This is a genomic window from Bacteroidota bacterium (assembly GCA_030017895.1).
Lineage (GTDB): Bacteria > Bacteroidota > Ignavibacteria > UBA10030 > BY39 > JASEGV01.
The window spans coordinates 1-19,691 of the sequence record JASEGV010000059.1 but is presented as its reverse complement, the minus strand read 5'-3'; the positions used below and the strand labels follow the sequence as shown (position 1 = coordinate 19,691).

The following is a 19,691-nucleotide window of genomic DNA, read 5'->3' as shown; positions in this document are numbered from 1 at the left end:
TGAAACATTTAGATATGAATCCAAATTGAGCGGAACGAGTAATGTTAAGTTGGGATTGGAAAATATTTCGGATGTCCGGCTTAATTGTTTTTTAGGAGATACAAAATTCCACGGCGTTCCTTACGACTATCAAAAACATTCCGATTCGTCTCACTTGGCTGTAAATTCAGGAAGTTACCCGGCTCCTAATCATCCCTTCGGTCAAAAGATTTTCAAAAAATCGAATGACCTACATCAAGAGCCGACTGAAATTTACAAAGAGCCGTTTGTGCAAAAAAGCGAATTCGAAAACTTTGTTAAAAATCAACAGGCATTTTACAACGGACTGCATATTAACGTAACCGGGACTACAAATCATCCGATGGTTACAATCGGGCGTGCAATTGAAGCTCCCGACCATCCAATTCTAAAAGATAAGTTTGTAGTGGTGGAATTAGAAGCCGAATTCAAAGGCAACGTTTACAGCGCCTCGTTTAAGGGTGCAGTAAAAGATGCTGTGATGCGCAAATTAGCCACCGACGAACGTGAATATATGGGACTTTTACAACCGGCTGAAGTAATGGATAATAAAGACCCTGAAAACATCGGCAGGGTTCAAATTCGCTATCTATGGGATACTGAAGGAAATGCTCACGCATGGGCTCGTGTGTTAACATCTTTTGCGGGTTCTGACCATGGTTCACACTTTACTCCCCGCATATCCGATCAGGTTTTGGTTGGATGTGAACACGGCAATACATCACTTCCCGTAGTTATTGGTTCACTCTATCACAGCGAAAACAAACCCGATTGTAAAACCGATAACGGCACCGAAGAAGTGTTGATTGCAAAAACATCTTCCGGTTCGGAAATCAGAGTTATTGAAAAAAAAGGTTCTGAGCAAATCTTGATCAGCATGCCGAACGGAGAGAACCTTATACGTATGGAACACGATGGACCTAAAATTTTCATCGAATCGAGCAACGGTACGATAGAAGTTCATGCAAAAACAATAAAAATAAATGCCGATGATAAAATAGAAATGAAAGCTGACAAAATCGAAATTTCTGCAACCTCCAAAGCTGAAATCAAAGCACAGGATATTGAAGCAACAGCAGGCAATAAACTTTCGCTTGCTGGCTCAGCTTCCGCCGAATTGAAATCATCTGCATCAGTAAAAGTCAGCGGTACACAAGTGGAATCGTCAGCAGCCGCAACTAACGTAATCAAAGGTGCATTGGTACAAATTAATTAACTTAATTAGAGGTTATATGTATTATAAGTTTTTACTAAGTTTCATTACTTTACTAATTTTATTACATACACAACTCTCTCTTGTTTTCAGCCAATCGTCACAGGCTCAATTTTCACAAAGCCCTCTTGACGAATTAACCTTCTCAAGAAACTTACTGCCCTGTTGTGCCAAACTATATGATCAAACGTTTGATACTACAATCATAATGGTAAAGCCGGGATGGAACTTGATCTCGCTGCCAATAAGCCCTGGAATATTAATTGCAGATTCTTTATTTCCAAACGCAATATCTAAAGCATACGCTTACATGAAAGGATATGTTGTAGCCGATACACTTGAACTTGGTGTTGGGTACTGGCTCAAGTTTGACGCACCCGATACTATTGCCATCATCCAGTACCCTGCCTATTCGGTGGTAAGCACAGTTAAACTTTCACAAGGCTGGAATATGATTGGCACAACAAACCTTAAAGTGCTAACTGATACCATAACCACTGATCCGGGTGGAATTGTTGTGGCTGGATATTATGAATATGTTACCGGTGTTGGTTACATTAAAGCCGACACAATCCTGCCCGGAAAAGGATACTGGGTAAAGGCAAGCAGTTCTGGAAAGTTAATTCTACGTTGTGTTGAAAGCGTATTAGATACTGTGATGTTTCCATTTTATTTTGACGAGCCAGCATGGCATCCAGGCGGTGAGTGGATTGCTGCGTACCATGCCGAAAGTTTGGATACCAACGGTGATGGTGTACTAGATTATGGTTTTGCCGGCATCTGGTTAGTGCATGCTGTAACCGGCGAGCGACAGCCATTGATAGAAGGATATGAACTGCCTGCTTGGAGTCCCGATGGGACACAACTTGCAATAGAGCGAGGAGGACAAATATATAAAGTGACAGTAACAAGTTTGAATCCAGCACAATACGACATTAGTAGTTTGACACAACTAACCTTTGCGGGCAGAAATTTCTACCCAACTTGGAGCCCCGATGCACAATGGATAGCGTATGACTCTAATTTCGATAGCCCAAATGGCATGTACTTTATATGGAAAATGCAATCTGATGGTTCACATAAAAGACGAATCGCTTATGAACCACAAATCGGAGAAATACGCCAGCCTTCATGGTCACCGAATGGTGAAAAGATCATACACTATCGATATCCAGGCGACACTACTTTTTCATCCGAGATTTATACTATGGACAGCAGCGGATTAAATCCAGTGCGACTTACTTATAATAATGCAAGAGATCGTTCCCCAAAATATTCTCCTGATGGTACCAAGATCGGATTTTATTCTAAGCCACGTATCGGTCCGCCTGCTTTATGGACTATGGATGCAAATGGCACAAATTTACAAAAAATTAGTCCAGATTATGCGGGGCGTTTTGATTGGAGTCCCGATGGGATTAAATTCGTTTTTCTCTATTATGACTTTCTCTGTCCCCGCAGTGGGAATGGACAACTGTGGTTAATAAATACGGATGGTACTGGACTACGACAATTAACATATTATTATCGACCATAAATTTAAGGAGAAGCAAACATGAAAAACTTTTTTATTTTACTAATACTGACACTAATGCTGTACTTTAACATGCTCAGCCAAACAACAACCTATGATCGTGAAGTTATAGTTATGTTCCAACCAGGCTCAGTAACTTCACCGTCTGGAGCAACTCAAGGTCCTGTATCACAGTTTTCTTTTCTCTCTGATACATTGCGACAACTTATGTTAAGTTCAAACGTAGAATATCTGTTTCGCGTAATACCGGATTTTCAGCTATCTGATCGAATTGTTGTTAATCGAATGGGAGAAACGGTCTATACTTACAGATTGGTCAAATATTTACGTACTCCGTCTTCCAAATCAACAAATGATAGAAAATCTTACTTCAGTTCTTACAAACAATACTAACGTTATTTATGCAGAACCACATGGTTACGGTGCGCCGGATTCTGATCCTAATGACCAGCATTTCAGTAAACAATGGGCTTTAAAAAATACTGGCGAAGGCGGAGGTACTATTGACGCTGACATTGATGCTGATGAAGCATGGGATATAACAACAGGATCAAGCGACATAAAAATTGGTATTATTGATGATGGTATGCAAACCGATCATCCAGATTTTATTGGAAGGGTTACAGGAGACCTTGGAGATAACAGTCGTCATGGTACTGTTGTTGCCGGTATAGCTGCAGCACAAGGGAACAATAACATTGGTATTGCTGGAGTTGCATGGAACGTGGGTATTATCAACGAAGATTTCGGAAATTATACTGATGCAGAATTTACTGATGCAGTTCGTAGTGCGTCTCAGCGTGGTTCCCATGTAATTAACAATAGCTGGAGGTTAATACCTACCGGAAGATATTCGCAAACGGTTCGTTTAGCATTTGCTGATGCTTACAAGTTAAATATAGTGGCAACTGCTTCAATGGGGAATCAGTATGTTAATGTGATTCAATACCCTGCTGCATTCGGTCAAGGCATAATCACAGTTGGGGCAACAACAAATGATAATGAAAAAGCCGAATATTCAAGTACAGGAAATTGGATTGATGTTGTTGCCCCGGGTGGAGTAGGCCCTGGTGAAGATGTGCCTCCAGTACTACAACGACAAATTTATTCCACTGTACCTAACAGTTCTTACGACTATGTTGGTGGAGGCACTTCTTGGGCAACCCCTCATGTAACCGGCATTGCTGCTTTGATGCTTTCTTACAAACCAAATCTTTATAACGATGACATCGAAAATATTGTTCAACTTTCAGCTGAGGATAAAGGGCCGATTGGATTTGATGAAGAGTATGGCTACGGTCGTGTCAACGCCCGTAGAGCACTTGATCTTTTACGCTATCCGTATTTATTAAACCACTACACTCATACTGGAGGTACGGTTTACTCATCAACGGGGCAATATAATATGTTTCTATTTGGTCTTGATCCAGCTACGGGTCTTCCTGATGGTGAGTATAAAGTTAGGCGTCATGAGGTACGAGCAAATGTTACATTCCCTTCAATCTTTAATATAAAAGTGTGGGGGCGCGGCGTTGCAACAAAGGGCTGGAACGTTGAAGAAGTTGTCCAGAACGTAAAAAGAAACTTTACACTAGGATTTTGCGAGTCCGTTTCTGGAACTGCCACTTCATTGAGCGCAACAATGCGGACATACTTATATGAGCTTTGGGATGTTTCTGGCACAACGTATTACGGATATTTTCCTACAACTCCTTCAGACGTAATTTATGCTTATACAGTATTAGGGTCTACTATACCACCATTCGCTAATATTATAGGAAAAGATACATTGAATGAATATGAATCTTGGCAATACTCGGTCAATATTATAGGTGGTTCGGGAAATTATTTATACCAATGGTATCGCAAAGATGATGGAGCGTCGAATTGGATAGCTCGAGGTTTTCAGCAAACACAGGTTGAAACAATGTTCACACAAAATTTTTCGCTGAAGTGTGAAGTCCACGATAATATCCTGAACTTTGATACATCTGCAACTAAGTATGTAATTCGTTATTATGAAGCTCCAACAATACCTCAAAATCTAACAGTAAGCAGGATTAAGAGAATTTTTTCTGGTTATGTATTTTATTCACCCAAGTTAACATGGAAACGCAGCATGGGTCCTCTCGTGGGTTATAAAGTTTATAAAAAGGAAAATGAATATAGTGAATTTGCACATTATGCCACTACAACTGACACATTCTATACTGATTTCGCAGTTGAGATGGCAGATACAGGCTCAGGTTTAACAAATCTCTTTTATTATGTAACAGCGTATAATAATAATTCTGAGTCTAATCCATCGAACACCGTCGGTGTTGGTTGCTTAAACTGCCGGACTTATGAGCTAAAACTGGCAGCGTCAGACGACAATCCAACACAATATGAACTTTATGTAAATTATCCTAATCCGTTTAATCCAAAAACACAAGTAAGGTATGCAATTCCGGAAAATGTTTTCGTTAATCTTAGGGTTTATGATATGCTTGGTCGGCAGATTGCAACTTTAGTAAATGAATATCAAGAAGCCGGATATAAGTCAATCGATTTCGACGCCACAAACTTACCTAGCGGTTTTTATATCTATAAGTTAACGGCCGGAAAATATGTTAGCGTTAAGAAAATGTTGTTGGTCATATAGTTAGTTAAGAAGTGTGTGGCGGTATATTTTTACATCAGAATCCGCCACTTGCAATACTTGATACTGAATAAAAATTCAATTAAATTTCGATAGTTTGAGAAGTGTAAATAACAATACTAATTAATTAAATGATTTAGTATTTCGATATTCAAATTTAGGATTTTATACATTATGGCAGTCTTACATCTACCATTAACATTATCGACTATCGGTACTTTTCAGAGGGCAAGTACTGAAGAGAATATAGTCGGCTCCCGACTTAGATTATTTGTTTTATCGGGTGCCGGCGAATATCTAAAATTACCATCTCCCGGAATCCGGGCTATGTGGGTTCAATTCTATAATATGGGAATGAGCGCTCGCTTCTGCGATATAATGGAAGAAGACAGACGACGATCTCTCGAACAAATTATTAAAAATGAAGTTAATAATTGGTTTAACGATATTGCGGAAATTCAGGAAGTTAACTTAATTGGCGATGAGCGGGAAGAGAACGGAATTAAATTCCGCACCGAGAATAAAGGATATGTTTTTAAATTTAAAGTATCAAGAAGCGAAAAAGGACTGAGAGCTGGAACAGTAGGTCCGTGGAATATTATCGAGGAAACACATGACGTTTACTGATTTTAAATCTCGTTTTGTGAGTCAGTATAAGGGCGATATAAAAGATCCCATACTCACCACAATCTTACAAACTCTTGAAGCTTATCAGGGGGAAGTACAGGATCAACTCCTTTTATCCACCTACGCACAGCGGAGCGATCAGGTTTCCGACGGATTGTTTGAAGTGCTTCGCCGTCATTTGTTCGGACAGATGTTTCCGGGTCCGGCTTTTGTAGTTCTGCAATCTACTTTGCGTGAAGTTAAAACAGCGCAGCCGGTGTTGTTGGAGCAACCTCATTATTTTAATGTCCAAGATAAAGAAGGAACAAAAGTTTTATTCGCTCCTCAATATCCGACCTGGATGGTACCTGCTAACACGAACGATGTTCGTGTGGACAGCTATGGCGACGATTTGATGCTTGGCTTTAGCATTTTCACTTCCAATCTTCAGGAGATAGAAAATGGTGAAGTAAGTATTTTCACGGGCGATATAGACCCGTTGCTGGTGGAACGACTCCGCTGCCGAATCGCACAAACCGCTGGTTTTAAAGTTATCGAAAATCAGAGAAAGTCAGTTATTAGAATTAAATATCCGGGCAACTACAACATCATTGATGATTTCTTTCTTAATCCTTATGAATCGCGCTTTATCAAAATTCCTTTCGATATATTCATTGCAGCTGCGTCAAGTCGAGGAAAAGATGATTTGATATGGATCCCTTTTCCGGGGCTTGGTGAGGTTGCACAAGAATTGGAAAAGAAACTCGTTCTCAATTCATTCCTTGCCTGGAATATGTTGGAGATGGAGGCTCTTGCACTGCCCGTTGATCAATTCCGGTACAACATTCCGATTACTGCGCATAAGGCAAAGGAAACAATCATTACTTCAGTCACAGACCTCGGGGCAGAGCCGCCTATTGAATATACAAATGCTGCCACAGTTATGGATCCGGGTTATCCATTCCAATATACTACATCAGTCGATATTTATAAGGATGAAATTGTTTTAGCTTTTTCGCCCCCGCCTTCGGGTACAGTGAAAGTACAATATTGCCAGTACGATATAGGAGATGATTGCATCAACATTGCATCCGGAAGAAGCTTCGGACTGTATCAAGGAATAGATGAAAGAGTAAAAAGTGCACAGTCATTAACTCCAACTCATCGTATTGAGGCATTGAATAACAAAGAACACATCTGGAATTATTTCAGGTCGCTTCTTGCAAGCCGCCATCGTTGGTTAACTAAAGATGACTTGCGTGCTGCTATCGTTGGCTATCCTCCTTTTAGCCATCGAAGTGATTTAGTTAAATCAAATGATATTTCATTCGAAGAAAAAGTCGGACGTGTCAAAGGATTTTTAACTCCATTTACCGAAATTAGAATCCCTGTAAATGATAGTGGATTATTAGACGAGCCGGATAAAAGCTACTTTGAACAGCAAATGAGTGCTTACATTAGAGGTAGAACAGTGAATGGTAATTTTATTAGAATAAATCTTGTTTCTGCAGAAGAATGATGGATGAGATAGAAAAAATAGAAATACCACTTCAGATTGCTTCGCTTGAAGACCTGCTGCCAATCGGACTGCTCGATAAAGATGAATCCGCAGGAACTTCAAATGCCGTAAAAGCTCTGCGTATAATTGAACGACTCATACAAGATGCGGGCTTGAACAGTATGGAGCATTCACGTTATGCGCTTTTACAATCTTTTCCTCGTCTGTTTGCAGATAGAGACGAGCAATCGCAAACCTTCGAGACGCTGCACGAGAATATTCCCGATTATGTTCGTCAATACACCGCAGCGTTATGTCCTGAATGGTACTTAAATTTCATCTCATCTCTATCCGATGACCAAGCTGAAGTGTTTTTAAAAAATTATGTTCACGCACATGAAACTTGGGGACATCCGGAAGGAATTGCAACACTTGTTCGCACGATGTTAGAAAGCTCAACTCAGTTTCCTGTCCCCGTCGTGGTGAAGGAATTAGAATATCAGGAGCGCCCCATTCCCGATGAACTTCAATCTAAATTAGGTGTGAAGGATAATCATTCAATAATCGGAAAGGATTTTGTAATTGGGAAAAAATTCAAGTCGCGTCCTAAGTATTACAACATCATAATCGGACCTATAAATGTTAGAACACTTGAAAAATTTCAGGAAGCAGGTTGGGCTGAGGAAGCAAATGCAAGTAAAAAGCTCTACCAGCTTGTAGAATTTGCTGAGCCGTTTTATTTTCACGCACGTATCCAAATTATATTAGAAACAAGCGGGTTTGTTTTGGGACGCGCTTCTCTTGGAAAAGATCGTTTGGGCATCGTTGAAAGTGAATTTGAAGAATATGTTGATACTTTATTCGGAGTTGAAAACTGAAACTAATAACCAAAACTATGTAGTGAGTTTGTCGAACTATGACAAAGGTTAATAGTTGATGGTTATTGGTTGTGGTTTGATAGTTACTGGTTTCGCTTTAAACCTAACACTGAGACAAAAGACAAAAGACAAAAGACAAAAGACTAAAGACTAAAGACTAAAGACTAAAGACTAAAGACTAAAGACTAAAGACTAAAACCACTAACAAACAACTAAAAACTATTATGGGACAACCAGCCGCACGCATAAGCGACATGCACGTATGCCCGATGGTAACACCGGGTGTTCCACCAGTTCCACACGTTGGTGGTCCTATTACGGGACCTGGAGTTCCGGTCGTACTTATTGGAGGTTTGCCTGCCGCTGTTATGGGCGATATGGCAACATGTGTGGGCCCACCGGATACTATTCTTAAAGGCTCAACCGGTGTGATGATTGGTGGAAAACCCGCTGCGCGAATGGGCGATACTTGCGCACACGGTGGAACAATCGTTCTCGGATGTCCAACTGTTTTGATTGGTGAAGTGATGCCTGGCGCACCACCTGTCATTGTGCCGCCGTTCGCTGTGCCGACTCAACCGGAAATGAAAGCGAGCGAGAAAAAAACCTCATCTCCACCTCCAAAAAAATCTGAACAGAAATCATCTAAAAAAGAAGAAAAAAAGAAAACTGATTGGATTGAAGTAGAAGTAACAGATGAAGATGGAAAACCGATGATAGGCGAAAAGTACGAGATAGAGTTACCGGATGGTTCTGTTAAGCGCGGTGTTACAGATATGAAAGGCAAAGTTAAATTGCAGGGAATAGACCCCGGACAATGTAAAATTACGTTTCCTGACCGTAAGGATTCTGATAAACGATAATTAAGTAAAAATATATTTAACTGATGGCTGATAAAATCATAAAGGTTGGAGAGGGTGATTGTATTTCTAGTATCGCCTTCAATTATGGAATAGCGGAATGGAAAAAGCTTTACGATCATCAAGAACAAAAATTCAAAGACTCTCGGAAAAATCCTAATTCACTCGTTGTCGGTGATCAAATAAAAATCCCACAAGGTAAAGAGTTATCAGATTCAAAGTCTACAGGTACTAAAGTTAAAATTACAGTCGCAAAAGCCAAAACCGTTCGTTTAAGACTTGTGATTATAGATCGTGAAGGCAAGCCCATCAATGATAAGCCATACACATTCAAATGGGCGGTCGGAGTTTTGTCGTGGGGTACGAAATCCGGCAAAACAAATGCACAAGGTCTTATCGAAGCCGACATCCCTCCAAACTCAAGCATCGCAGAACTCAAATTGGACTTGACGACTCCAACACCTGCTGCGGCTGCTGCACCAGCACCAGCCAATGATCCAAAACGCTATCCACCGCTGATTCAAACCGAGAATTTTTGTAAAACCGGTGAAAACCAAAAGAGAGAATTTGTTTATGAGTGGAAACTGTCAGTTGGTTCTCTACCCTCTGAAAGTACAGATAACGGAATCATAGCACGACTCGGCAACCTCGGTTACGTTTGTGTCGGTGGTGAATTAATTTCTGACGTCGTAAAAACATTTCAAAAAAGAAATAAACTGAATGAAACTGGAAGCATCGCTGATGTCAGAGATAATGTTTGTAATAAACACGATAAACTGTAAGGTTAAGCAATGGCGGTAAATCTGAAAGCGAAAATAATGCGTACTGCGGATGGTCTTGACCATGTGAATCATCTATGTGCGACAAGTTTTGGTATTAAGGAATTCCGATTACAAAACTTAGATGCCTCACGAAAATCAAAATCATATATGCCCGCTGGTTATAAACCGCCGTCAGGTGGTTCTGACGATTTCCATTTTGCACCGGAAAAAGAAAAAATACATATCTATTATAAAATTGAGGATCCATTAGGATTGATTGCAAAGGCAACATTAGAGTTGTTTTGCAGATACGATACATCGCCGATTTGGACTAGTATTTTAAAAAAGGAAGATTATACAAACGGGTTACACAAAGTAGAGTGGGACGGGAAATTAAAGAACGCCAATAAAGATATTTTTCCGGATGAATACATTACAATTGAACACTCACCCTATAAATTACGTCTTGTGGTAGAGAGTGATCATATTAAGGGAGATCCTGCTGGTTCTTGGACTTATTTTCACATTCTCTTGAAAGCTTTAAAAATTATTTTAGGTCCCAAAGATGCAGTAGCTGCGGCAACCGTTGACGACGATAAGCATAAACGCAATAAAGCTGTTTATATTGCTTTTAAAAATTCCGGTGGTGTGCCTGCACCGGGAAAAACACGCAAACTGTATTTAATCAGTAATCTTTTCAAACGTACGAGCGCTGAGATGAATGATAATACTGCCTTCGCCGTGTACAGCAATTTATGGGGTAATGGACCGAATATTCCATTGCTTGCTCAAATCAGGCTGGCGGATTCGAAGAATAATGCAATCTGTTTAGAAAAAGGTCCCGGCGCAAAAGCATTAGGCAGAGTAAAGTTTTTATGGGATTGGGAAGATGCATGTTACGATGGCAGTACATATAATTGTAATTGTGTCGATCCACACCAATCACAAGCTAAGCCCAAAGATTTTATAAAAACCGCCATCGACTACTATAGAGATAACACAAACGCCCATAATAAAACACTAATGGGCTGGATAAAGCAACCGAAAGGGGACAACTGCCACGTCGATAAAGGTGGGAAAAGAGGAGATGCATCTAATATGATTTTTCCCAATCAACCCGGATATAATCCGAAGAAAAGTTTAGACCCAGGTAAGTTCCCCTTTAAAGTTGAAGAATGTGGCACTCGGTTTTGGGCTTCATACAGTTACGCTTGGACGAGTGGAAAATTAGTGGGACAAACAGGTATACTTTGTCGCCCAGCTCGAATTGCGGGGGATGCTTACAAAATCTCTGTCTACCTTGCCTACGATAAAAAGAAACCAGATGTATTAGGAAAAAGAGACGTAGTATTAAACGTTATTGATGATGCTCCTCTAAAAGTTCCGAATGCTTTAGTTTATTCAACAGGGACGATAGAAATATGGCGCGAGCTGCATTTAGCTAGATATATAAGAAAGAAAAATACAATAGCTGATTTTGTTACTGCCAACATAAACGGAATTAAAACTGCATACCGTGAAGCATTTGTTGAGGTTCAGAATAAGATGGCTGCAAACAATAATTACGAAATGAAAGACCATCGCAAATCAGGCGGGGCTGCTTTGGACTATAATAAAATTTGTGAAGATGCTATGGTAGCAGCTGGAAATGTGTTATTCACTGAACACTTTGCAGCTCCGTCAAATGCCGACCATAAAAGCTCTGCTTCCATGTTTTTAGTCAGGTCGTTTGCTGATTTTAAGACTGCGGTAAGAAATTGGTTTCAAACAAATAACCCGGCATATAACGCAGGACAAGTTAATACTGCTACCAATAATTGGTTGAATACTGAACAACTAAACACAGCGGCACGATACAGCAACAAGCTTTACAGTTTCCTACCGCGGTCTAAAGTTTTGAACGATCTCAAATTAATATCGGGCTCGAAACAAGGGGTCAACAAAGCATCTGCTGAAGGAATTGTTATTGTTCATTTCGATTACTTACACTCGCAATTGAGTTCTCTTGTTACAGCTGGTACAGCCGGGGTTACAATTTTACAAGGAAGCGCTGTAGATGTTTCAGATGCTACGAGAAATAAGTGTGTCTTTGTTTTTTACGTTGCCGATTTGGGAACTTTCGTTCACGAAGTAGGCCATCATTTATTTTTACCCCACTCAAAACACCATGTAGGAAATGCATCAGTACCAGCTGGGGCTCAGGATGACAGGCACGATGATGATGACGATATGTGCCTAATGAGTTATTCAGATAACACTGTTGCTTTTTGCGGTTTATGCCAGTTGCGTCTTCGCGGCTGGGATGCGACGAAATTAAAAAAGAATGATGCCGATAATAAAAAACCATAATTATTATAATGCTCTCAAATAAAAAAAGAAAAATTCTGTTTACTGTTTTAGCTCTTATTATTGTTTTTATAATTTGTGTAGTTGTTATAAAAACCGAATTAACATCAAACCAAGGAATAAAGTCAATGATTACTTTAAATGTTTTTCCAGAACGGGATAAATATATTGTAAACGAAGAAATACAGCTAACTATCCAAATCACAAATAACACTCCTACTACAATCGTTATCCCCGATCCCACGAAAATATACAGTCAACTACCCGAATATACTATCACAGGGCCTGATTATCCTTCGGGCAAAACATTTTCCCTCTTTTCTTTGTCGCAGGAGAAGGGGAATGTTAATGAGAATCTTTCAGATCCACCTACCATATCAATTGAACCCGGCGCTACCTGGGAGGAGGTCATACCTTTGAGCTCGTTACTTCCTCTTACTTCACCGGGTGAGTATAAAATTACGTCATCGATCAAATCGGATACAATAACCGCCGAGAGCGGCGCTTACTCTTTTAATATCTCAGAATTGGATATCAAAACAGTCCATCTTGGTTTAGGAACTCGGCCTCTAGAAGAGGGCGAAGGCGAGGGTGCTTTTATCCAAAAATCTGCTGACTCGTATTCTTTGTATTCATTTGTTTTCAAAGAAACCCGTCCGGACATCGGTGAAACAGAAATTATTAGTCTTGTAAATCGTGGAGTAGTTAGTCCGAGCGCGAACGAAGTAATGGCTCCCTGGAGGAACAGTCCATTTTTTAATGAAATGATTCGTTGGCTTATTTGGCGAGAGGGGAAAAATATACAAGCTTTAAACAGCATAATACTCGAACCGCTCTCTTTCGAGTTGCAGGAAGAATTTACCTATTTAGTAAAGCCGGCTCTAAAAACAACCGACGAAAACGTTGAGGTCCTTGTAGTCTCGAAAAACGAAAAAGAACTTTCTCTTATTACGATAAATGATTCAAGTACTGAACCTGGAAAATCTGGAGAAATTAAATGGAAAATTCCGTTTCCCGATAAACCAACTGAAATAAGTTGTGCTTTATCACCATCAAGTTTAAATAACAAACGACACATTGCATTTGTCGTTCAGCGGGTAGATGGTATCGAAATATTTTATACTCACTACAATCAAGGGACTTCACCAGAGCAATTCCAATCAGTCAGATTAGAGAACTCTAAAATGCTAATTAACGCACCGCTTGCAATGTTTGTTGATGTTGAAGGAAAAGTTCTCATTTCAGTTATAGTCGTTATGGATGAAAAATCACATACCTGTGCTCTTGCGGAAGCTGAGATAGGTAGCGACGGAAAACCAATAGGCAATATAAAGCTAAGAAATATTGGTTCATTGCCAGACTTTCTAACAGGTGGTACAATACTCTATGCGGAAAAGAATGGAATTCTTGAAAGACGGGATATAGTAATCGTTACCGAAAATCAAGGTCTTTATTGGTCAAACGCTGATGGATTGTTGCGTCCGATATCAGTTGCCGGTATCCCCACTAAACCGATATTACTCTGCCCGGGGAAAGATGTAAGTTATATTTTATACCATGACCCGAAACGTGGTTTGTACTTTGAGCCGTTATAAAACCAATTAGGAGATTATATTCATGCAAGTACATTTTAGCGGACATATAACAGCTCCCTTGCCTCAGAAGGTAAGCGAGAGTGAACTTATGGCGCGAATGCCCAATGAGGAAAGGGGTTGTTTCGTTTATTCAGTAAGAGTTGAATTTCCGGACTATGATTTGGAGGTAACATTTAAAACCGAAATTTTAATAAACGAAACCCTCAGCAATAATGAGGCAAGACGAGTAGAAGCACATGAAAAACGCCATTTTGAGGATTTCCGCCGTCTTGTAAGAGAACTCAAAGAAAACATAGAATCAGCTTTGGAAAATGGACATGACCATGAAATCGCTAAACGATTAGATTGGTTTGACTATGATAACTGTATAGCACGGCAAAGGTTACACGACGAAGAGGGTATTATTGACTATTTACCCTGTATCGAACCCTTGTCCTCAAGGCCTATGTAGTAATAAAAATATTTGACAATAGCTTAAAAAATGTTAAATTATAGCGTAACTGTTCAATAAATATTAGAAAGAAATTAAATCTTGGATGTCTTGATAGTTATAATAATATTGGGAATTTTAACCGGAATTGTTACTGGGATATATTTTTATAAACGTCGAAAAGTTACGGTTAAACTCTCTACCGACGAATTCAATCTTTTAACGCGGCGATACTTTGGAAATTACGAATTACGTTCGTTTTTCGTCAGGGGCGATTTTAACACTACCTATGAGGCATTCGATACCGAAAAAAATAAAACGGTAGTAATTCGTGTGCTGCTTAAAAAACTCATCTACAACGATAATGTTGTTCAGCAATTCCAATTTAAAGCTGAGATGCTAAAATATTTAGCAGAGCGGTTTCCCGGAAATTTATTCCTACAAAATATTCGTTTCGGTACCACATACGTTGACGATGAACCGCGCCCATTCATCGTAACTGATTTGATACACGGCGTTTCATTAGCTGAAGTTCTCGAAAAACAAAACCGCCTTTCCACCAACGATGCAATTAAAATAATCAGCCAGGTTGCAAAAGCAGTCTCTTCTGCACATAGTCAGAGAATATGGATACGCGATTTAGCGCCCGGAAACATTATCTTAAGTTTAGATGACAGCGGGAATTTAGTGGCGACACTCGCCAACATCGGAGTCCCATTTAAAAATCTCCCTTCCGACGAAGCCGTACAATTCAAGCAAGGTTACTATTCTCCCGAAGACAAACGCGGAGAATCAGTTAACGAACAATCCGACGTTTACGCACTTGCTGCTTTAACATTTAGAATATTGGAAGGGTACGACCTCTCGTATCGGAACGAAGGTGAGCCGTGGTCGGGAATTACCTCAGTGCTGGAAAATGCTTTAATGAATGATCCACACAAACGTCCGTCTTCAATTGATAATTTTTTAAAATCCATAAATTCTATTCTCACTTTTAAATCGAATGTTAAAGATATTCGATGGAGTGTCCTTATTCCACAAATTCTAAAAGGACATACAACAGTAAAGGTAAAATCGTCAGGACAGGAAACAATTGCAAGGTCAGCCCCTAAACGCGGAGTTGGTATTCCAATGTCCAAGCAGACCAAAGAAAAAGTGTCTCATTCTTTACTAACCGGTTTAGCGACTGCCATTATTTTCTGGTTTGGTAAAAAAATAGAATCGCTACTGTCAAGCCCTAAAAAAGCTATAAGAGTAGCGGCAATTAGTATTGTGGCATTAGTAGCCGGTTTGTGGTATTTTGTTTTTTCACCCGATAAAACCACAATATCAGTTATTACAGAACCACCGGGAGCTGTTGTTACTGTAAACGACGCACCAAGTGGAAAAAACACACCTTTAGAGAAACTTACTGTCGATGTTGGCAAATTATTAATAAAAGTTCAGAAGAAAGATTTCTTCGCAGCCGAAACTTCTATCGTTTTAAGTGAAGGTCAACATGCAGAGTTGAGTTTTAAACTAAAACCGTCTGGAATATTTTCGATTTCCGTGATGCCTCCCGATGCAATTGTAGTTGTTGATAAAGACACAATTCCACCTTTCCAACTTGCGACTGTTGAACGATCAATCGGGAAACATCGGATTTTAGTATTCCATCCTATTTATGGTGAAAAATCGGAAGAGGTCGACTTAAAGCAGGGAGAAAATAAAAACCTCCGATATAATCTGGCGCCTTCAGGTGTGGCTGCTATGGTTGAAAGATTAATAATTAATTCCGAACCCTCAGGAGCTTCGGTATTTATTGGCGAAATGGAAATCGGGCGCACACCATACAGAGATAGTCTGATACAGCCGGGTTATCACAAAATTAAAATCGTTGTTGGACCTGACTTTGAAGATTACGAACAGGTCGTAAGAATAATTGGCAATAAGCCGGTAACAATCGAAGCTAAATTATCGCCCGCAGGGATTATTAATATAACAACTCAGCCAACCGGAATTCAAGTAAATATGGACGGAAAAGAGATTGGTGCTACACCTGTTACAAACCAGAAGGTTGCATCGGGCAGACATAAATTTAAATTGCAAAAAGATGGATTTAAAGATTTCGATACAATTCTTAACATCTCACAAAAACACACTTACACTATTACCAAAAGCTTAAGTTTGGTGATATCGAGATTGAAACTGCGTGCAAAACCCTATGGCTCAATTTATATTGACAATCAACTAAAGAAGTCGGACACAGATGTCCTGTTAAATTTAGAAGTGCAGCCCGGAACACGTAGAATAAAAATTACTCATCCAAAATATGGGACATGGGAAAAATCAGTTAACATAAAGCCGGATGAATCACTCGACATTCTAGTCGATTTTGATAAAATCTGTAACTTAACAATCACTGCTTTTGACGATGCAGGAAGTCCGCTCCTTGCAGAAATATTTGTAGATGATAAATCTGAGGGTAAACAAACACCGGCTCAAATTAAAGTGAGGAGCGGTTTGCACAAAATTGAAGTTCGTTTGGATGGTTACACACTCGTTGATGGTGCAAAGAATATAAATTTTGAAAAGGATTCTGATCAACCATTAAAATTCACAATGAAAAAAGTAAAGTAAAATACTAAAATTAAATTGGAGGATGTATGATTGGTAAGTTGTTGTACAGGTATCGAAAAGTTACTGCTGGAATAATCGGAGTTATTATATTTGTTTTTATGCTACCGACTCTCACTCCTATAATGGCACAAACGCAGAGTAGTTGCGATGAAAAAATAAAGTTAGCCGAACAGAAGTTCTACGATGGACTGTTCGACGATGCGATAGCACTTTTAAATAGTTGTTTAAAAGAGAGCAGTGTAACAAAGCAAGAGAGAGCCCGTGCTCACGAATTACTTGCAAAAGTATATCTCGGAAAGGACTATCAGGAACAAGCTGAAAGTGCGATAAGAAAGTTATTAGAATTAGTTCCAAGTTACACACCTAACCCGGATAAAGATACACCGACTTATGTTGCATTAGTAGAAAAAGTAAAAAGCGAACAGGCACAACCTAAAGAACAACCCGAAGAACAGGCAAAACAGGATGAGAAAAAATCCTGGTATGAGAACACCTGGGTTATTGTAGGTGCCGGTGTGGCAGTCGTTGGTGCTGTAGTTGCAGTTCTTTTGCTAACAAAAAAAGAAGAGGATAAGAAAAAGCCTCCGACTCCAGTCTATCCTGATTAAGAAATTTCTTTTTTCTATGGACTAATTAATAAACATGATTACCGAAATTAAAAATACATTGAAAATTATCAATTGAGAGACCCATTATGAAAAATATATATTTTATATTAGCTATAACCATGGTTTTTGGCATTTTGTTTTTTGGATGCAAAAAAGATCAAGGGACAGAACCCCTCGGACCAATTACTATAAGTGGTTTTGTCAAGGATTACTTTGGTATGCCGGTCAGTGGAGCTGCCGTCATCATACCTGGCAAGTCAGCTGTAACAACAACCGCCGCAGGAACATTCTCGATACCAAACGTGACTGTTCCGTATGATATATCGGTTGTAGTAAGCACGGGAAAAGTTGCCATGATATATAAGGGCTTGAGTCGCCCCGACCCCAAACTTCTTTATCTCTATTTCTCTGGGACATCAAAAAGTGCAGCAATTACTGGTTCGGTACCAGTTGCAATAGGTAAAACATCTAAAATTTATTTTGTAAGTGGCAGCTATTTTTCCTCCACTACAGCCGACCCCACAACCGGTGCTTATTCGTTTTACGGCTATTGGTATGATACTTCCAGCACATCAAATGCTAAATTATTCTTCTTAAGATATTCGACTGACGGGACTGGCATACCGACTATCTTTGATGGCTATGCCTCCAAATCTCTTTCAGTACAAAATGGCGCGTCATACACAAGTCAAAACTTTCCTACTTCAGATATTGTTGACCCACCGGATGTAACGGTTTCAGGCGTGGTAAGTATGCCAACGGGTTTTTCACTTTCATCACGCCGCCTTTACATTATTTTCGACAACGCTAAAATTTCATTACGGAGTGACCCTACACCAATTACATCTACTAGCTTTGATTATGCCGTCCCGAACATCGCTGGCGTTCAATTCGGGATCCGGGCATCTGCCTATAAGACTAGTACGCCTTCCGATATTGGCACCTCTTTCACCAAACTAGGAATAAACGCCGGGTCAACAAATGTAAATGTTACTCTCGAGTCTTCGCCCCGGTTAGCGTTGCCCCCGAATAACTCTCCAAATATAGATTATAATTCAGAGTTTACATGGAGTCAAGGTACGGGTGACGGTGTAAATCTTGTCCAAATTAATTCTTCAATTTCTAACAATCCAGTATATTATATCTTTACAAGAGAATCGAATTTAAAGATACCGGATTTTTCGACACATGGTTTAGGGTTACCCCCAAATACGACTTATTCCTGGTATGTTTATCGGTACTTACCGATACCCTCTACTGATTACGCAGCATCGAATACATTCGTCAAGTGGTTGAGAGAGATGACCTCCGATTTCGGTTATTCTTATTCCGAATCATTTACTTTTACAACTAAACCATAAGTGATTTAATAAATCATTTTTTAAGAAAGGTAATAGACAGATAGTTAACTAAAAAATAAAAAATATTTGGAGGACGAATCATGTTTAAGAAATGTGTTTTTAATCGTGGTGGTCCATTAGTAATTATTATTTGGACAATAATTATCGCTCTGTTGTTTCAACCTCTTACCGGAGCGTTTGCTCAGGTAAAGGGAGTATGTGAGGAGAGGTTGAAAGAAGCAGAGAAAAAATTTTACGACGGCTTTTTTGATGAAGCGATAACCCTGCTGAATCAATGCCTTAAAGAACCAAATATTGCTCAACAGGAGAGGGCAAAAGCGCACGAACTTTTAGCTAAAGTTTACTTAGGTAAAGATTATCTCGACCAAGCGGAGAATGCGCTTAAAAAATTGTTAGAATTAGTTCCCACTTATTCAGCTAATCCGGAAAGGGATACGCCAACATTTGTTGCCTTGGTTGATAAAGTAAAAGCTGAACAACCCAAGCCACCTGAACCTGTTGAGAAAAAAGAGGATAAAGGTGCTTGGTACACAAATACATGGGTGTTGGTTGGTGCCGGTGCGGCAGTTGCTGGCGGAGTTGCTGTGTTGCTTCTTACCGGCAAAAAGGAAACCGAAAAGGTCAACCCACTTCCCGGTCCACCCAGTTTACCATAACAGTTTTAAATATTGGCTCATCGTGGAAGTGAGTGGGTAAAAATGATAGATAGAAACAGCGTAACAT

14 protein-coding genes and 1 pseudogene are annotated in these 19,691 nt (G+C 39.6%); all 15 read left to right on the top strand.

The features are described from left to right. Nucleotides 1-1,234: phage baseplate assembly protein V (locus QME58_10995; GenBank protein MDI6804353.1), on the top strand; the 1,234-nt coding region annotated here is incomplete at its 5' end. 16 nt (nucleotides 1,235-1,250) lie between these two features. Further along, on the top strand, nucleotides 1,251-2,768 hold the full coding sequence (locus QME58_10990) for a hypothetical protein (GenBank protein MDI6804352.1): 1,518 nt from the start codon (nucleotides 1,251-1,253) through the stop codon (nucleotides 2,766-2,768). A 349-nt stretch (nucleotides 2,769-3,117) separates the two neighbouring features. Next, complete coding sequence (locus QME58_10985) at nucleotides 3,118-5,409, top strand: S8 family serine peptidase (protein MDI6804351.1); 2,292 nt, start codon at nucleotides 3,118-3,120, stop codon at nucleotides 5,407-5,409. Between the two features lie 171 nt (nucleotides 5,410-5,580). Further along, nucleotides 5,581-6,033 (top strand): hypothetical protein, encoded by a 453-nt coding sequence (locus QME58_10980; GenBank protein ID MDI6804350.1) that lies wholly within the window; start codon nucleotides 5,581-5,583, stop codon nucleotides 6,031-6,033. Beyond that, a complete protein-coding gene (locus tag QME58_10975) occupies nucleotides 6,020-7,531 on the top strand; it encodes a hypothetical protein (GenBank protein ID MDI6804349.1) in 1,512 nt (503 codons plus the stop codon). The genes QME58_10980 and QME58_10975 overlap by 14 nt, the downstream gene beginning before the upstream one ends. Then, nucleotides 7,528-8,388: a type VI secretion system baseplate subunit TssG gene (locus QME58_10970; GenBank protein ID MDI6804348.1), complete on the top strand. Its 861-nt coding sequence runs from the start codon at nucleotides 7,528-7,530 to the stop codon at nucleotides 8,386-8,388. Before QME58_10975 ends, QME58_10970 begins: the two co-directional genes overlap by 4 nt. Before the next feature lie 224 nt (nucleotides 8,389-8,612). After that, a pseudogene (locus tag QME58_10965) lies at nucleotides 8,613-8,909 on the top strand (PAAR domain-containing protein). Between the two features lie 365 nt (nucleotides 8,910-9,274). Further along, on the top strand, nucleotides 9,275-10,030 hold the full coding sequence (locus QME58_10960) for a hypothetical protein (GenBank protein ID MDI6804347.1): 756 nt from the start codon (nucleotides 9,275-9,277) through the stop codon (nucleotides 10,028-10,030). 9 nt (nucleotides 10,031-10,039) lie between these two features. Continuing rightward, entirely contained in the window at nucleotides 10,040-12,358 is a 2,319-nt protein-coding gene (locus tag QME58_10955; GenBank protein MDI6804346.1) for a hypothetical protein, read from the top strand. Nucleotides 12,359-12,483: 125 nt separating this feature from the next. Beyond that, nucleotides 12,484-13,950: a hypothetical protein gene (locus QME58_10950; protein MDI6804345.1), complete on the top strand. Its 1,467-nt coding sequence runs from the start codon at nucleotides 12,484-12,486 to the stop codon at nucleotides 13,948-13,950. A gap of 22 nt (nucleotides 13,951-13,972) precedes the next feature. Then, entirely contained in the window at nucleotides 13,973-14,401 is a 429-nt protein-coding gene (locus QME58_10945) for a hypothetical protein (protein MDI6804344.1), read from the top strand. Between the two features lie 90 nt (nucleotides 14,402-14,491). Beyond that, nucleotides 14,492-16,999: a PEGA domain-containing protein gene (locus QME58_10940; protein ID MDI6804343.1), complete on the top strand. Its 2,508-nt coding sequence runs from the start codon at nucleotides 14,492-14,494 to the stop codon at nucleotides 16,997-16,999. A gap of 26 nt (nucleotides 17,000-17,025) precedes the next feature. Continuing rightward, nucleotides 17,026-17,607 carry a hypothetical protein gene (locus QME58_10935; protein ID MDI6804342.1) on the top strand — a complete coding sequence of 194 codons (582 nt, stop codon included), beginning with the start codon at nucleotides 17,026-17,028 and terminating at the stop codon, nucleotides 17,605-17,607. A gap of 86 nt (nucleotides 17,608-17,693) precedes the next feature. After that, on the top strand, nucleotides 17,694-18,968 hold the full coding sequence (locus tag QME58_10930; GenBank protein ID MDI6804341.1) for a carboxypeptidase-like regulatory domain-containing protein: 1,275 nt from the start codon (nucleotides 17,694-17,696) through the stop codon (nucleotides 18,966-18,968). Nucleotides 18,969-19,048: 80 nt separating this feature from the next. Then, the gene (locus QME58_10925; GenBank protein MDI6804340.1) at nucleotides 19,049-19,624 is read left to right on the top strand and encodes a tetratricopeptide repeat protein; all 576 of its coding nucleotides are present in this window, start codon (nucleotides 19,049-19,051) and stop codon (nucleotides 19,622-19,624) included. The last annotated feature ends 67 nt before the right edge of the window (nucleotides 19,625-19,691 follow it).

Coding starts and splice junctions, on each gene's coding strand:
- QME58_10990 (MDI6804352.1), top strand. CDS start 1,251: ATGTATTATAAGTTTTTACTAAGTTTCATTACTTTACTAATTTTATTA.
- QME58_10985 (MDI6804351.1), top strand. CDS start 3,118: ATGATAGAAAATCTTACTTCAGTTCTTACAAACAATACTAACGTTATT.
- QME58_10980 (MDI6804350.1), top strand. CDS start 5,581: ATGGCAGTCTTACATCTACCATTAACATTATCGACTATCGGTACTTTT.
- QME58_10975 (MDI6804349.1), top strand. CDS start 6,020: ATGACGTTTACTGATTTTAAATCTCGTTTTGTGAGTCAGTATAAGGGC.
- QME58_10970 (MDI6804348.1), top strand. CDS start 7,528: ATGATGGATGAGATAGAAAAAATAGAAATACCACTTCAGATTGCTTCG.
- QME58_10960 (MDI6804347.1), top strand. CDS start 9,275: ATGGCTGATAAAATCATAAAGGTTGGAGAGGGTGATTGTATTTCTAGT.
- QME58_10955 (MDI6804346.1), top strand. CDS start 10,040: ATGGCGGTAAATCTGAAAGCGAAAATAATGCGTACTGCGGATGGTCTT.
- QME58_10950 (MDI6804345.1), top strand. CDS start 12,484: ATGATTACTTTAAATGTTTTTCCAGAACGGGATAAATATATTGTAAAC.
- QME58_10945 (MDI6804344.1), top strand. CDS start 13,973: ATGCAAGTACATTTTAGCGGACATATAACAGCTCCCTTGCCTCAGAAG.
- QME58_10935 (MDI6804342.1), top strand. CDS start 17,026: ATGATTGGTAAGTTGTTGTACAGGTATCGAAAAGTTACTGCTGGAATA.
- QME58_10930 (MDI6804341.1), top strand. CDS start 17,694: ATGAAAAATATATATTTTATATTAGCTATAACCATGGTTTTTGGCATT.
- QME58_10925 (MDI6804340.1), top strand. CDS start 19,049: ATGTTTAAGAAATGTGTTTTTAATCGTGGTGGTCCATTAGTAATTATT.